Origin of the sequence: Thermogutta sp., from assembly GCF_039793925.1 — a bacterium.
In the GTDB taxonomy this organism is placed as follows: domain Bacteria; phylum Planctomycetota; class Planctomycetia; order Pirellulales; family Thermoguttaceae; genus Thermogutta.
The window spans coordinates 44,475-59,337 of sequence record NZ_JBAMME010000099.1 but is presented as its reverse complement, the minus strand read 5'-3'; the positions used below and the strand labels follow the sequence as shown (position 1 = coordinate 59,337).

The window sequence follows — 14,863 nt, the reverse complement described above, 5'->3', positions numbered from 1 at the left end:
CACCGCTTGCGGTCGCTGCCGAGAGTTCCACTCTGAGCAGGCCACCGGCGCTCCTCCGTTGGCGCTCACCGGACGGTGCGTATTACGCCGAGCTTTTGTACTTCTTTCCACCTCATGCCGGTCAGTCACTGCGCTTGCGGGTGTTCCGAACCGAGGACAACGAACCCGCCACAGAATTGGCCGGCGCTCAGGTGGAATGTGCAGGAGTGGTGGGGCATCTGACCAACCAAGCCGAGATCTTCCTGTCAGTGGATGATCTCCATGCGGCAGCCCAGAATAGCAATGAATTGCCCCTCAAAATCGACGATGTCCCCTGGACCGAACAGGAGCCTGATTTGGGTTCTTGATCTTGCTTCGGGCGCAGTGTCGCATTTTGCGTGACAGAACTGCCGAACATGAGTGATCGCGGAGAATCTTACAATCGGGCAGTGGAACTGGCCCAACGCACCCCGGAAGAGCTTTCTCCTCGCGACGCGATGGTCCTCGCTCGAGGGCTGGGCCGGTTAGCCGCATGGCTTCTCAAACCGGCGGTGATCGCCAAAGCAATTGAGGAACAAAAAGACTGGGGAGCCAAAGACGAACAGTGTAAGTGGCTGGAATGCACTTTACCCGAGGGACCGGGAGCTTGTTGGATCGTCGCAGTTCGAAAAACTTGCCAGTTTCACGCCCTTCGGGACGCCTTTGTCCTGCCTCTCAGGTGGAAAAAAGGACCTTCAGAAAAGCCGCCCACCCTTCCAGAAGGTCTCCAACAAGTCGCCAACGAGGTACTCAGCGAGCTGAACGTCTCTCAGGAAATTAAGGAATCCGACCAATGGGAAATCCATCCGGCCAGCGACGACCTCTTTAATGCCGCTGGCCTTTTTTTCCTCGAAGGCGACTATTCTTCCGCCTGGGCGCCGCTGGCAGGTTCCCTGATGGTGGCAGCGGGCGACGGTAAGCCCGACCACCGCGTGTGGGCCACCGGTGCCTGGAAACCCGGGGTGGGCCTGACCCGGGTAGAAGGAATCAGGGAGAAACTGGCTTTGGCCAGTGAATTCGAAGCAACCCAGTTCTTTGTGCCCGCTTCGTGCTTCGATGAAGCGCGTCAACTCGCTCGAGACAATAATTGGTCAATAGAAATTAAGAAATTCGAACAATCCACGGATCGTCCGCGCGAGGCACTCCGCCCCTACATCTCGCAGCTTCGTGTTCGGGCCAGTAAATCTGATTCCGAGAAGGAGCGTGCCAAGACATATTTGCAGATCCCCGATGACATCGAACGTCGACAATATTATCTCGATTGTATTGTGGAAGATCTGGCGGAAAGACTCCGCGATCAGTTCAGCAAAGAACCAGAGAAATTGGCATGTCGGTCTTTTATCACCGTGGTCAGTGATAGCCCGGAGCTGATCTATCTCATGCACTTTGTCTTTCGCCCCAAGGCATCCTGGATTTTTTACAGTGAGGGAAATAACAGGTATCGCGAACTGGCAACGGAAGTTGAAACGTGGCTGAAGTCACCTCCAGTGCAACAACGGATCGGATCATGCCAGGTGCATATCGAGGCTTTTCAGGATGGTGACCTGGGGGAACTGGTTCTTTGCTTCCGGGATTTGGTGGCCAGATTACTCCAGGAGGATGACCGTCGCTCACTGGTGGTTGATGTCACGCCCGGAAAGAAAACGATGAGCATCGCCTGGGCTCTGGCAGCGCCAAGGGGTGCCCGTCTTGTGTATGTGGACTCACAGTTCGATCATGAAGCGCGCAAACCGAAGCCCTTTACGGAAAAGCTTACCGTTTTTTCTCTCGATACCCTCCCGAATAATTCTGTTGGTGGATAGAATATCGCACCCACCTTTCCTGAAGCGAGCGTGTGCTCGTCTTTCTTCTGATTGACCCTCCATGTCTGCGGTGCTCGCAGGACAATGTCCGAGGCACCAGTGGCATTTGGGAGAAACCGCGACCATAAGGGGATTGGTCAGTCCTCCCGCCTCCCGGAGAGCGCTGTTTTCACCGCATCGGTGCTTGATCTAAGGCACACATCGGTTGCCGTTCTGGCGACACACAATATGATAAAGGTTGACTCAGCGTTTTCTGCCAAGTTTTCATGCGTGGTTTAACGAGAAAGATTACCTCACTGGGAAGGATACATAGAGATGGCCACACAAATCGAAGCGGCTCGGGCCGGGGAAATTACACCGGAAATGGAATATGTGGCTCGCTCGGAGCACCTCAGCCCGGAATTGGTTCGGGATGAGGTGGCACGCGGACGGATGATCATCCCGGCCAACAAAGTTCACCTCAAAAAAGGGCTGAAACCCATCGGCATCGGCATCGCATGCCGCACCAAGATTAACGCCAATCTGGGTAATTCCGCGCTGCAAAGCGACGTGGAATGCGAGCTTCAGAAGGTCCATTGTGCGATCAGTCTGGGGGCTGATACGATCATGGACCTCTCCACCGGTCCGGACATCTTGGGGATCCGCCAGCGAATCATCGATGCGTCGCCTGTACCTGTGGGGACTGTTCCCATCTATCAGGTGGCCGAGGAACTCGACGACATCGCCGATATGACGCCGCAACACTTCCTCGATGTGGTCGAGCAACAGGCCGCCCAAGGTGTGGATTATATGACCATCCACTGCGCCCTGTTGCGAGAACACCTGCCCTTGGTAGAAAAGCGAATCACTGGCATTGTCAGTCGGGGCGGGTCGCTCATTGCTAAGTGGATGGCGGTCCATAAAGAGCAAAATCCGCTCTACACGCACTTTGACGACCTCTGCGATATCATGCGGCAGTACGACGTGAGCTGGAGCCTGGGCGACGGACTTCGACCGGGATGTCTCGCCGATGCCAGCGACGAAGCCCAGTTCGCTGAACTGAAAGTGATGGGCGAACTCGCCCGGCGGGCACGAGCCAGAGGCTGTCAGGTCATGATCGAAGGTCCCGGCCACGTCCCCATGGACCAAATCGAGCGGAATATCCGCCTGCAGATGGAATGGTGCGACGAAGCGCCCTTCTACGTGCTTGGACCACTCGTCACGGACGTGGCGCCGGGTTACGACCACATCGCCAGTGCGATCGGAGCGGCCATGGCTGCCTGGTACGGAGCCGCCATGCTGTGCTACGTGACACCTCGTGAACACCTCGGCTTGCCCACCCTGGAAGACGTCCGACAGGGGGTGGTGGCCTATAAGATCGCAGCGCATGCAGCGGATGTGGCGCGCCATCGCCCTGGTGCCCGAGATTGGGACGATCAACTCAGCCGGGCGCGCTTCCGGTTCGACTGGGAAGAGCAGTTCCGCTTGGCGATTGACCCGGAGACAGCACGCCGGATGTGGGAGGAAACCGCCCGACCCGGCACGAGTCTCCATGCCAAGTACTGCAGCATGTGCGGGCCGAACTTCTGCTCGATGCGGCTATCGCAGGACGTTACCCGGCTGGAACAAACCTCAGAGCAAGCTGCTAAACCGGTTACCTCGCGGTGAACTAACCGGGTTGCTGATCATCAGCACGTGCCTCAAGGTCCCACCCGGGTGACCACCACAAAGTAAAAGCCCCGCCAGGAGCCGTCTTCCGCCATGTGTCGCGCTTCCAACTTGGTCTTGCCTGTCGGCAGATCGGCCTCGAAGACCACACTCTCGGCACCCGGTGGAATCGGCTTTTCCTCGTCAAACAAACCTTCTACAACCAGCCGAGCCTTCCCTTCCGGAAGCTTGAACGACACGTACGCCGGCCGATCCCGCAGCTCGAATCGATATCGTCCGGGCTGAGCAAATTCCACTGCCCAAAATCCTTGCCCCTTTAACCCCCTTTGCATCTGGCTTTGATCCCAGGGAACGATCTCCCCATGCCAGTCATGTGAGCAAAGTGTGACAGGATTCTGTTCCGGCGCTCCAAGGACCAGTTCGCAGTATTCCCCGAAACGCTGGGAGACATCGGCATACCACCGCTCATAGTCGCGGCGGAGTTCAACTACCTTTTCCGGATGTTCCGATGCGACGTGGTGTTGCTGACCGGGATCAGTCCGCAAATCGTAGAGTTCTTTCCCATCGATGAGCCGCCAAGGCCCCCGCAAAACAGCCGAGGCGGCCCACGGCTGAGGATGGTCCACCCTGTTCACCTGAACCACCAGAGTCCGTTCCGGAATCGGCTTCTCACCTTCGAGATAGGGACGCAAAGTTATTCCATCCAATTTGAGATTCGGGGGAAGCGGGAGGTCACAAAAATCCATCAGTGTGGGCAGCAAGTCAAGGTGAGCCGTCAAGCCAGGCACGTCTCTGGGGGTGAGTCTTCCCGGCCAGCGAATGAAACACGGCACTCGGTGTCCCCCTTCGTACATGGACCCTTTTTTCCCACGCATCCCCGCGTTAAATCCGTTCCCCGCGGTTCCGTTGTCGGTCATGAACACGAGGATGGTCTTTTCTTCCAACCGGAGCTCTTTCAATGCATCCAGAAGCCGGCCGACATTCTCGTCGATATTGGTGATCATGCCGTAGAATCTGGCCAGGTTATCGGGCAGGCCGGCCTCTCGATACGGCTGAGCGTAGCGCTCCTCCACTTGAAGGGGTGCATGCGGCGCATTGGTGGCAAGATAAACGAAGAACGGCTCGTCACGGTGTGCTGTGATGTATTTGAGAGCCTCGCGGAAGAAAATATCCGTGCAATATCCCTCGTGCTTTTCCCATGTACCGTTGTGACAGAGTGTCGGAGAAAAATACGTATTGCCCCAGTAGTCCGGACCCTGACCAATCCCACCTCCTAGATGGATCAGGCACTCTTCGAAGCCACGATCCCACGGCCGATAGGGAAAACTATCTCCCAGGTGCCATTTTCCAAAGATGGCCGTGCGATAGCCCGCTTGTCGGAAAAGCTGCGCCATCGTCACCTCATCCCGACGCAGTAACGACCGCCCCATGATAGTGTGCCAGACACCAGTCCGGCACGAATAGCGTCCTGTCATCAAAGCTGCGCGAGTGGGCGAACACGTGGGGTCCACATGGAAGTCTGTCAATCGCACACTTTCCTGAGCAAGCCGGTCCAAATTGGGCGTCTTGATAATGGGGTTGCCGTGAAAGTGCAGATCGCCATAGCCCTGATCATCGGTGAGAATCAAAATCACGTTGGGCCTCGACGGATGGTCCTCCGCGGCGCAGATCCCGCTAGAAGACCACGCTCCCACAAGAACTGCGCCCACTCCAAGGACAAGCACCAACTGCAGAAATCCACCCATGTAACGGCTCTTTTTCGCAACCATCCAGGCAACGCTCCACCTGCTCATCTCTCACCCCAATCCATCCACGTTGATGTGAAGATCAGACAGTTGATTTCTCCCATTCCATCGGGATTGACTCATCGGCAAAATCCGCGATTTTCATCAAGCGGCCATTGTAAGCCCGTCGCGCCCTTTCATCCACCTCTCGCCGTTCCAAGCCAATCGCGACGCCGGCATGAAGCTCTCTTTGTTGGAATTCCCCAGCGTGTTTGTGGCGCACGTCCCGGGCCAGTGCCCTCAGGTGTTCCCATCCCCAAGTTGCGCTCGGTGAAGTTCGCGTCGCGCTTGGCGGTGACGTCCTCACCTGGCACACGGCTACTTTTTCGCTGCGCCGTTGGATAAGTATTAAAGAGCGGGATGCAAATTTAGGGCAAGTAGGCAATACAGGAAATCCTTCCCCCTCAATCAGGTAATTGGCGCAGGGAGGCCTCGCGGCGACAATAAGCTCAAGGATTTGCCGTTGGACGCGCACCCTTGTCTTGGCAGCGGCTCCGGGGGCTCAGTCTTATCCGTGTCGCTTGGTGGGAGGGAGAAAGGAGTCGGTTATGAACGCTCAGACCACGCTAGGCTGGGATCTGGAAGTCATGCGGGGAGAAGGCTGGCTCATCGTGCGGCCCGTTCCTCGCCGGGAGAGCACCACGGAACTCGTCCCCTTGGCTGACGAACTGTTTCAGTTGCTCGAGCGGTGCATGGTGAATCGGGTGATCCTTTGTCTCGACGGAATCCAGTTCCTGAACTCCTTTTTGATTGGGCAACTCGTAAAATTGCACAGAAGCCTGGAAACACGGGGAGGACTTGTTCGCCTGTGCCATGTCTCCCCGAATAATCGCCGTGCCCTGGAAGCGACCGGGCTGATTCGACGGCTTCCCGTCTATGAGGATGTGGAAGCCGCTGTGATGGGCGGTTTTCCTCGTAAACCGCGCTGAGGCGCTGCCGCGAAAATAGACTCACACTTCAAACGCACTCCCAAACCGAATGGTTTTACGATCTCCGCATTTCGGCCGTCGAGCGCTGGGCGGAGAAAAGCAGGGCTTCTCAGTCGCAGCCGAACGCGGATTCCCAATGAGTGATTTCTGGGTTGCCGGGGTTGTCTTTCGGCCAAAGCACGGTGATCACATCGAACCGCAATGGTTTCCTTGGACCGCCGGACGACCTCAAGTATTCCAGGGCTGCTCGAATGACCCGGTGCTGTTTCGCCGGGGTCACGGTGGCGGCGATATCAGGATCAGACTCGGAACGGCGAGAACGCACTTCCACAAAGATCCATGACTTCCCATCGGTGGCCACGATGTCCAATTCACCAGAGCGGAACTGGACATTTCGGGCGACGATTTGATAACCACGCTGAACGAGAAATCGGCAGGCAGCCGCCTCGCTCGCCTCTCCCAGTATTCGGCGTGGGTTCCGAAAAAGCGATTCCTGCCTTGTGGGCTCAGGACGCTCGCGGCTTTCCCGCCGTGATCGAAAGAGACTTTCTTCCCTGAAAAAAATCCGCAAGATGGCCACCACCATCTCGCGGCCTATCGTTTTCAGTCGAGACCACAACGAAGAGTCTTTGGATGAATGTGGGTTCCAAGATTTTGGCTTTCGCGGGACCACCCGGACATCTCCCAGAGTGGCTTACCGAGCCCCATGGTCCACCACCCGCGACGGCTATCACGCAGAAGTCGTCTGCTCGACAGGTTCACCCCCTCGTTTGGCCCAGTAGGCGCGCTCGCGATTAAGCCGCTTTTGCATCTGGTCGGGACGCCGTTCGCGGAGACGCACCGCTTTGCCCACCCGCTCGCGGAGAAAGTACAGTTTTGCCCGCCGAACGATTGCCGTCCGTTTGACCTCGATCTTGGCGATTCGAGGCGAATGGAGTGGGAATTTTCGTTCCACACCTTCGCCCTGGACAATCCGTCGCACCGTGAACGTTTCCCGCGTACCGCTTCCGCTGCGGGCGATGACCACACCACTGAAGATCTGAATGCGCTCGTTATTACCTTCGATAATCCGGCAGTGGACGTCAACGGTATCCCCGACTTCAAAATAGGGGATGTCCGTTTTCAAGCAGGGTTGCTCAACCGCCTTTAGAAGTTCACCCTTGTTCATGGCAGGCCTCTGGTTTACGCTTCAAAAACTTATTCTTGTTTTGAATCCTCTTGTGTTTCTGTGGCAGGGCTTTCAGGCTGTAGCCCTGCGTCGCCGCGTTCGCCAAGCGAATTTTTGGAAGTTTTTTCGTCTCGTACACCCTCTCCCGACCTGGAGGCCGTTGAACTCTCCAGCAGGTCACGGCGGCGTTCTTCCGTGCGCCGTCGCCGATCCATCAACCGCCATCGTGCGATTGCCCGGTGGTTGCCACTGAGCAACACGGCCGGGACTTCGTAACCCCGGTAACACCTCGGACGGGTGTATTGGGCATGGTCCAGCAATCTTTCCGGACCGGAAAACGAGTCCTGGCGGCTGCTTTCTTCGTCTCCCAGCACTCCGGGGACGAGACGGATCACGGCGTCGATGACCACCATCGCCGCCACCTCGCCCCCATTGAGCACGTAATCCCCGATGGAAATTTCGTCGGGTTTCAAAATAAGTCGGATTCTTTCGTCAAACCCTTCGTACCGTCCGCACAGAAGCAACAACCGCGGATACTGCGCTAGCTCCTCAACAACCGCCTGATTGAGTTTTCGGCCCTGGGGCGTCAGCATGACCAAGTGGCCCGGCTGATCTGCCATGGCCTGGACCGCCTCAACGCATTCCACGACTGGCGGCGCCATGAGCACCATTCCCGGCCCGCCACCAAACGGCCGATCGTCCACCTTGTGGTGTTTCTTGTCGTGACTCCAATCGCGGATGTTGTGGAGATAAATCTCCACCAGCCCCCGCTCAATCGCTTTTTTCAGGACGCTTTGCCCGAGGTAGCTGTGAAATATCTCCGGGAACAGCGTCAGGACATCAATCCGCATGGATCACTCAGCGGACGCCTCTTCCGCAGCTTCGGCCTCCGCAGCCCGGGTAACCTCTTCAAGGGCCTTCTTGGCCGCCTTCTTCTGTTCCGCCAAAACCAACGCGTGCTCCGCTGCTGCCTTCCTGGCCGCCTGCATCTGCCGGAGTTTCTCAATGGCCTCCCGCTGCTTTTCCAAATGGGTGCCGTTTGGACCGTATTTCTTCAACAGAATTTTTACCTTTTCACTGGGTTGCGCACCGACGCTCAACCAATACTGAACCCGCTCGAAGTTGAGCGTGACCCGCGCGTCCGTCAACGGGATCATTGGATCGTACGTTCCTAGCACCTCAATCACGCGTCCGTCCCTCGGCGCCCGAGCATCTGTGGCGCAGATGCGGAAAAAGGGACGGTGCTTTCGGCCACATCTTTTCATGCGGATACGAACGGCCACGGACTCACTCTCCCTCTCTTGATTTGATCTTGTACGCAAGATTGACGTGTATCTTTCGGCCGACAGGCAATGCAAAAAGTCACGGTTGCCCCCAGTCCTTCCTCAGGTTGCCAGAATGGGGGCATGCCCGCCGCGATCATGACGACCACGCACCGGGTGGGCAAAAATTTAAGTGTGCCAGATGCGGTGGGTTCTTTCAATAGGGAGCCTGCCCAGCGTTTTCCAAAGATCGTCACCGCCACATGGCGGGGCTGCTCCACTCCATCAGGACTTTTGGGCTCCCCTCGGTCGTCTGGGAATAACCCACCTCATTGTGGACGACTGGCTTGGAATTCTGAAGTTCGGCGGCTGTCCCGCCGCAACCACATCCCGGGGATTCCTGCCCACCATCAGTCGGGGTAGCCTGCGCAGTGACCGGAGCGGGCACTGGAGAGGGACGCCAACCAGACACGTCTACAAGAGGGGGATTCGACGGATCATACTGGGGTGCACTCAACCGCGTACTGGCGACCGGCTCTCCCGCACCGGAGGGACGTTCCCCAGTCGAATCCCTCATTTCGAGGGGAGACGCGGCTAACTGCTGGTAGAGGGAGGGAACAACAGCCAACGATGATCCTTTGGCTCGCCAGTCAGAGTTAGAACCCGCGACGGTCGCCGCCACCAGTGTGGCCTCCAGGGCAGACGGACCAGACGCGGGGGCAAGCTGGGGAAAACCGCGGGCCACCCAATCCACCCAGCTGAGTTGTAGCCGCCCCAGGTCTTGGTAGGGATAATGCCTGGCCAGCGCGGCATCCCAGTTGTTGTCTTTCAGGCCATCTTCCAGAAATTGAACGAATTTGCGATGGCCCCCTTGCTGAATGAGGAACTCGGCGAGAGTGTACCCCTGGGCATAAAGCGGCATGATGTCCTGGGGGTATTCTTCCATGGCGAACATGTGACGAAAGGGGATCCCCCGTCGGGTGCGGAGGAATTCGAGGAGCATCCGCCGATGCTTTTCCCTTTCGCTGATATGCTCCACCGTGGTGGCGGCTCCCTCATCCGCCCACCGGGGCAGGGGCTGGCGAAAGTGGCTGGCCAGGATCATATGGGTGATTTCATGAGGAAGCACCGAATCGAGCAGGCGTGCCCGGGATCCCTGAATCGTCATTTTCCAGCCATAAACCTCTCCCCGGTCGAAGACGAACGTCGTGGCCCCGCCGGCTCCAAGGTTCGGCCCCTCGTGAACCGTCACCGGGCACGGGCGAGACCAGTCGGGGAGCGTGTGCCCCAGCCACAGTTGGGCCAGCTCTCTCCGATATCTCTCTGCCGCTTCACCAAGCTCACGCGCAAGCTGGGGATCCTGGCAATGGATGATGAAATTCGGGGTGGGATACGACGCCCCCGCTGCGGCCAAAACAACGAGAAGGGCGCACACAAGACGGGATAGTCGAGCATCCATGCTCCACGGCTCTCCTTGCAGTGGGAATCCATTTCCACGTGCGGCAGGAAACCGGGGAACGCGAAAGCGCTATCACTAGGACGTCAACCCTTTCTGCCATTTCCGCCAGTTCCTGCCGTGTGAAACCGAGGCGTCCCGCCCAATCTAGCATGCCTGGCAAAATCCGCAAAGATCAATTTCGGTTCCGTCCCCTGTTCTCAACGGCTCGTTCGGAAGAAACTGCAAATTCCGTGAAATTGATCAAAGCCGAAGAATCCGAACGCCGATAATGTTGACGCCCAGGGGGGACAGTAGGTTGTGCCAGCGAGACCGCTGGCAGGTGCCTTTTTTGGGAGTCGATCCGGAGAAAAGCCCCTATGCCACGCACACATCTCCGCGTTTACTACGGCCCTCAGGAAGACGAGGCTCCGGCCCAACAAAAGAACGTCTCTTCCCTAGTGAACGTGCGACTCGGCGAAATTCTGCCCCTTCTGGTGGATGCCGTTCGCTGCCAGCGGACCTGGTTGAAAGATTTTGAACAGGAGGAAATCACGATCTCCCTGGATCTTTACGAGGTCCTCCTGGCCTACCAGTATTACCGCCGCCCATCCGCCTGAACACGTTCCCGTCCGGTGGACAATCGGTGCCCCGGCTTGCAAGGCGGCAGCGGCCGGTGATCCGCCAATTGGCCACCGTCGTCAAACAGGCAAGGTAAAAACCAGTTTGTCCGTCTCTTGTCCGCTGGCTGGAAGGTCGCGATCTCGCGGCTCTTCCCCGCACGGGGAAGTTGGCCTTATCGCTGGAACACGCGTCGGATCTCCGGTCGTAGTCCGGGGAAGCGGTCCATGAATTCCGCCCGGTGTTTCTCGAGGGCAGCCTGTTTTTCATCAAACACGTCGTGTGGGAAGAGTTTCTCCGGGTGGAACAGGATGGAATCCACCAGCCTCACCGCGGTGGGCACATGGAGCTTGGTGCGGGGGGAATAGACCCATTCATCGAGACCGCCGCGGAGGATGGAGTCGAGAATCCCCATCGTGTCTTGGAGGCGGATGTCGCGCATTGATTCGCCTTCTCCCACGAACCCCGTGTTGAGCAGGTAGCATTGAATGTGCGGATTCTCTTTGAGGATATCGTAAAACAGGTTCGCGTGCTCTGCGCGGTTCCCGGCCACAAATGGATCGTAAAAGAACACGTTTTTGATTTTGCCTGCCTGAGTGGGGTCACCGGCAGAGGATTCCATGGACTGTCCCAGCACCATGAATGCGGCAGCCTCTTCTTGGGTCAATTTGGCAACCGCGGGAATGGTGCTTCCCCGGGTGATGAGGAATAGATTGTCGATGCGCTCGGCGTTGATGGTTTGGGCGGCATGCATGAAATCGCGGCGCTCCACAACCGCCCGGCCGTTGGATGTCCGTTCCATGTTGAAAAAGTCAATGGTTCCGTCCGGCTCAACCCAGACGTTTTCCAGGAACGTCTCACGTTTTAGACATGCATAGTAGGCCTCGAGCTGATCGCCGGGGTTAAGCCCATCCGTTTTGATAAAAATTCCGCCGGGCTCGAAGCCCCGGAATGAGCCATCGCGATAGAAGGCACCTCCGTCATCCTGAATGAGCCAGGAGCGTTCGCGACCTTTTCGTGCCAGCACTTTGCAAGTGGTGCTTGTCTTGCCATTGGCACTCAGCGCGGCAAACAGGGAGCACACGGTGCGATACCCACCATGGGGCGTTTCCAAGGTGTCTCGCCGGCATCCCACGTGCAAAAAGATCGCGTTGCCCTTTTGCTTCACCCGCCAGTCCTCACCGGCGAAAACGCCTTTTTTCCACTCGCCGAAGTAATTGCTGTTACGGACAATTTTCACCATCCGTCCGTCGGACGAGTGGGCGAGGCGAATGGTGATGTCTTTGTCGGGGAGCTTTTTGCGTTTATTGCTTTCGAAGGCCTCATCCGTGAACATGATAACCTGGTAAGTTGGATTATCCGTGCTGGTAGGCTTGAAAAGCTTCAGTCCTGCGTAAGCTACATGGGCAAATCGGCGCGGGACGATGAGCCGCGCGGTAATTCCTTCTGTGCCGTCGCCAACCTGCACATCGATGCTCACCAGCTCCTGCTGCGCCAGCCGGCGTTTGGCCTCCTCGAGAAGTTCGTACTCCTCTTTGCCGAATTTCGTATCGATGTTATTTTTGGTGAACATCGCTGCCCGCGATGTCGGCTCGGAGTCGACCTCCAGGCTGCCATAACGGGTTTCGCGCACCTCGGGTTCTTCGAGAGCCATCGCGCGGAGTCGCGCTGTATCGGGATTGCGGATGAGCCTTCCTTCGTGCTGGGCCTGTTCAAAAATGGTCCGCGCTGCCTGCAAGAATTCTTCAAACATAAGCGCCTCCCGGAAAATGAAACAAAGACTCCCTGTCGGCTCGTTGGAGCCTCATTTTTTAAGCTAATCTCTCGTCTCCCAAATTGCCAGCACCCGCCCAGGTCCACCTGCGACAAAATTGTTCGGTGGATCGTCGCGCCAAATGGCGATATTCGCCGGCCGGACGCAGTCTCTACAATATTGGTTTTTGGGTTTCTTTGAGGAGTGGAGCGATTTCGTGAAACGATGGCTGAAGATTTTTCTCATCGCGCTCGGAGGGAGCTTCCTTCTGGGCCTAATTGTTTTTCAGATCCTCCTGATGCTGGCCTCTCGGGCGCCCGATTTCTATCTGGAAAAAGTGCAAATCGATCCGGCTGAGGCCAGCCAGATGAGCGATCAACTCCTCCAAAAGACCACGGCTCTGGCCACGCAAGTGCAACGTCCTGGCCGCTGGTTTCAAGTTTTCACGGAAGATGAGATCAACGCCTGGTTGGCCGTCGATTTGCCAAAGAATCACCGAGACCTGCTGCCGCCCGAGCTCTCCGATCCGCGGGTCAAGCTCGAGCCCGATGCAGTACGGATCGCCGTCAAAGCCAGGCACGGCCTGCTTTCCGGGATTCTGACGATTGACATCCACGTCCAATCGCCCGAGGATAACACTGTTGTCCTTTCCTTCCGCCGCGTCTCATTGGGGGCATTGCCGCTTCCTTTTCGCCCGATGATCGAAAGGCTCAAGAATTTCGCGGCGCACGCCGGATGGGAAATGCGGGAAATGCAGAAAGATGGTGTCCCCACCTTCGTGATCAGAATTCCTCCCATTCCCGACGAAAAAGGACAGATCCGAGAATTAACGTGGCTCCGCATTGCTGATGGCCGCGTCGAACTGAGCGGGATGGTCCGCAAACGATGAACTCTGGCTAGCGTGATTTCGCAAGGATCTCGTTTGCCAGAGCGCGGACCTGGTGGTCAGGATCCTCGACGGCCAGCGTACGGATGATGCTCAGAGCTTCCGGGGTGGACATGGTCCCCAGGGCGGAAAGTGCCTCAAGGCGGACCGTGTGATCTGGATCACAAGCCAGCAACATCAATAGCGGAAGCGGGTCCAGGCTGGCCGTGTTCCAAATCGCCGCCACCGCTTTGCAACGCTCTTCGGGATTTGGATGAAACGCGAGTCGCCCGACCAAGAAAGCGTCCGGCATCCACCCCAGCTCGCGGAGTTTTTCCTGTGCCTTTGCCGACTCGGGACCTCCAGCCGCAAGTTGGCTCCAAAGAGCCCTGTCGCGCTGCCAGGGATTGGCCTGCAGGGAAGCCACCTCCAACGTTCCCTTTGTGCTTCCATCGCGAGTTTTCTGCAGCGACAAAGCTCCCGGGAATTCCAAACCGAGTGGCGAGACGGTGGTTCCACTCGGCGGTGATTCTTCCATATCCTGTATTGCCTGTTGACGAGGCAGCTCTTCGGGACCAGACAGCGGCTCGGCATGTTCCGGAATGCGCAGCGTGGGTGGCATCTGGCCCGGTCCAAATGAAAGTGGGGTTACCTGCGGAAGAGCGGAAGCGTGGTCATTTTGGGAAGGCATCCCGCCTACCGCTGGGCTCACCCTCGGCGTGAGAGAATTCGGCCCAACTTCTGTTTCCGCTGCATAATGGGCGAGTTGGACTCGTTCCTGCGCGTGCTGTGCAGCGGCAGTGAGGGCAGGCTGATTTGATTGTGGTGCACGTAATGGATTGGCAAAGCTCCTCTGACCTTCTGCCGTCTTGAGTTGAGATCTTTGCGCCGACGGGGCCGGGGTTCCAGCCTCTGTCTTCTCAGCCAACTGCGGGTCAGCCGGCAATTCTCGCAGGATGGCTGCACATTGTGCTGCCAGTTGCGCAGAGGACGAAGCGTGGCCGGAAAACCCTTCCAAATAAAGTTGCAGAATTTTGCTCACCTGGTGCCGCCGGTCAACCGCAATTTTTGGCCAGACCTTAACGATGCCCGCCACGGCGGCGTTCGCCTCGGCGATTGCCTGAGTGGATGTCCGCGCGGCAAACACTTTTTCCCAAAGTACTTTCGCTACAAATTCGGCCACGTTCGATTGGGGATGAAGAAGTCCGCGGGCAACCGCCTCGGCACCCGCTGGTCCCAGCTCTTCCAATTCCGCAATTGCATGGAACGCCTGGGACTCCGGCATGCTGGGGAGCTCCCGGCCCACCTGCTGCACATGCAGGCGAACGACCAAATCCACAAGGTGCGGTGCTCCCAAAATAAACAAACCGGTTAGTCCAGCCAGGAAACACAATTTGCGGAACCAGGTCAAAATCGCAGGGAATCCCTTCCACCGCAACGCATGGTCGGTCACTTGGGACTCTAGCATTTTTGGATCCGGCGGAGTTGTGCACATATTGACCAGGACGCGTGGACCATAAAGTCCACAATGAACGGCGAGATTGTCGCACGAGACTGGGACAGAGACAAGAGAAAATAG

At 57.4% G+C, this 14,863-nt stretch carries 13 protein-coding genes and 1 pseudogene; 6 read left to right on the top strand and 8 right to left on the bottom strand.

The window, feature by feature from the left end:
- The 3 genes from ABJK56_RS03815 to thiC all read left to right on the top strand — a co-directional run.
- Positions 1–347, top strand: a 347-nt coding sequence (locus ABJK56_RS03815; protein ID WP_347243340.1) for a hypothetical protein, incomplete at its 5' end; no start/stop codon positions are given.
- 48 nt (positions 348–395) lie between these two features.
- Positions 396–1,820 (top strand): hypothetical protein, encoded by a 1,425-nt coding sequence (locus ABJK56_RS03810; protein WP_347243339.1) that lies wholly within the window; start codon positions 396–398, stop codon positions 1,818–1,820.
- 315 nt (positions 1,821–2,135) lie between these two features.
- Positions 2,136–3,467, top strand: a complete 1,332-nt coding sequence (gene thiC, locus ABJK56_RS03805; RefSeq protein WP_347243338.1) for a phosphomethylpyrimidine synthase ThiC — start codon at positions 2,136–2,138, stop codon at positions 3,465–3,467.
- 32 nt (positions 3,468–3,499) lie between these two features.
- Here the strand turns inward: thiC and ABJK56_RS03800 are convergent, their stop codons facing one another.
- Positions 3,500–5,236 carry an arylsulfatase gene (locus ABJK56_RS03800; RefSeq protein ID WP_347243337.1) on the bottom strand — a complete coding sequence of 579 codons (1,737 nt, stop codon included), beginning with the start codon at positions 5,234–5,236 and terminating at the stop codon, positions 3,500–3,502.
- Between the two features lie 563 nt (positions 5,237–5,799).
- On the opposite strand from ABJK56_RS03800, the gene ABJK56_RS03795 reads away from it, so the two are divergent.
- Entirely contained in the window at positions 5,800–6,180 is a 381-nt protein-coding gene (locus ABJK56_RS03795) for an STAS domain-containing protein (protein ID WP_347243336.1), read from the top strand.
- 109 nt (positions 6,181–6,289) lie between these two features.
- On the opposite strand, the gene ABJK56_RS03790 is transcribed toward ABJK56_RS03795, so the two are convergent.
- From ABJK56_RS03790 to ABJK56_RS03770, 5 genes and pseudogenes are all read right to left on the bottom strand, one after another.
- Positions 6,290–6,766, bottom strand: coding sequence for a YraN family protein (locus tag ABJK56_RS03790; RefSeq protein ID WP_347243335.1), 477 nt, complete (start codon positions 6,764–6,766; stop codon positions 6,290–6,292).
- 234 nt (positions 6,767–7,000) lie between these two features.
- A pseudogene (gene rplS, locus ABJK56_RS03785) lies at positions 7,001–7,348 on the bottom strand (50S ribosomal protein L19); the annotation flags it as partial.
- A gap of 29 nt (positions 7,349–7,377) precedes the next feature.
- Positions 7,378–8,199 (bottom strand): tRNA (guanosine(37)-N1)-methyltransferase TrmD, encoded by an 822-nt coding sequence (trmD, locus tag ABJK56_RS03780; protein WP_347243334.1) that lies wholly within the window; start codon positions 8,197–8,199, stop codon positions 7,378–7,380.
- A gap of 3 nt (positions 8,200–8,202) precedes the next feature.
- Positions 8,203–8,631 (bottom strand): 30S ribosomal protein S16, encoded by a 429-nt coding sequence (gene rpsP / locus ABJK56_RS03775; RefSeq protein WP_347243333.1) that lies wholly within the window; start codon positions 8,629–8,631, stop codon positions 8,203–8,205.
- Positions 8,632–8,863: 232 nt separating this feature from the next.
- Positions 8,864–10,069 carry a hypothetical protein gene (locus ABJK56_RS03770; protein ID WP_347243332.1) on the bottom strand — a complete coding sequence of 402 codons (1,206 nt, stop codon included), beginning with the start codon at positions 10,067–10,069 and terminating at the stop codon, positions 8,864–8,866.
- 356 nt (positions 10,070–10,425) lie between these two features.
- Here ABJK56_RS03770 and ABJK56_RS03765 point away from each other — a divergent pair, with 356 nt between their 5' ends.
- Complete coding sequence (locus tag ABJK56_RS03765; RefSeq protein ID WP_347243331.1) at positions 10,426–10,665, top strand: hypothetical protein; 240 nt, start codon at positions 10,426–10,428, stop codon at positions 10,663–10,665.
- Positions 10,666–10,841: 176 nt separating this feature from the next.
- On the opposite strand, the gene ABJK56_RS03760 is transcribed toward ABJK56_RS03765, so the two are convergent.
- Positions 10,842–12,419, bottom strand: a complete 1,578-nt coding sequence (locus ABJK56_RS03760; RefSeq protein ID WP_347243330.1) for a phosphoenolpyruvate carboxykinase — start codon at positions 12,417–12,419, stop codon at positions 10,842–10,844.
- Positions 12,420–12,636: 217 nt separating this feature from the next.
- Between ABJK56_RS03760 and ABJK56_RS03755 the strand changes: the two genes are divergently transcribed.
- Positions 12,637–13,308: a hypothetical protein gene (locus ABJK56_RS03755; RefSeq protein ID WP_347243329.1), complete on the top strand. Its 672-nt coding sequence runs from the start codon at positions 12,637–12,639 to the stop codon at positions 13,306–13,308.
- A 7-nt stretch (positions 13,309–13,315) separates the two neighbouring features.
- On the opposite strand, the gene ABJK56_RS03750 is transcribed toward ABJK56_RS03755, so the two are convergent.
- Entirely contained in the window at positions 13,316–14,752 is a 1,437-nt protein-coding gene (locus ABJK56_RS03750; RefSeq protein ID WP_347243328.1) for a HEAT repeat domain-containing protein, read from the bottom strand.
- Positions 14,753–14,863: the final 111 nt, after the last annotated feature.